The sequence below is a fragment of the Gordonia sp. UBA7860 genome (genome assembly GCF_002500165.1).
GTDB classification, from domain to species: Bacteria; Actinomycetota; Actinomycetes; order Mycobacteriales; family Mycobacteriaceae; genus Gordonia; species Gordonia sputi.
The window spans coordinates 16,897-17,217 of sequence record NZ_DLSO01000153.1 but is presented as its reverse complement, the minus strand read 5'-3'; the positions used below and the strand labels follow the sequence as shown (position 1 = coordinate 17,217).

Genomic DNA, 321 nt, shown 5'->3' with positions numbered 1-321 from the left:
GCGCGCGGCGTCGAGGATGTCGCGGTGCGCGTTGGCAACCGCGTACGACCAGTCGGCGGTGCCGAGCATCCCGAGGTCGTTGAGGTAGTCACCGAAGACCATTGTCTGCGCCGGACTGATACCGAGCCGACTCTGCACTGCCCGAACGGCCTGCGACTTGTCGACGCCGCGGGTCATCACGTCGAGCCAATGTTGTCCGGACACAACGACTTCGGCATCGATCTGCAGTGCCGAGATCGCGGGGCGGTGGAGTCTTCGATTCCGTCGAAGTCGTAGACCGCCACCTTGACCAGTTCGGCGTCGATGGCGGCGAGGTCGTCG

At 65.1% G+C, this 321-nt stretch carries 1 protein-coding gene; it reads right to left on the bottom strand.

The window, feature by feature from the left end; translation table 11 throughout:
• A partial coding sequence (locus tag B3T59_RS19165; protein ID WP_287004815.1) for an HAD hydrolase family protein occupies window positions 1-177 on the bottom strand: 177 nt, incomplete at its 3' end.
• Window positions 178-321: the final 144 nt, after the last annotated feature.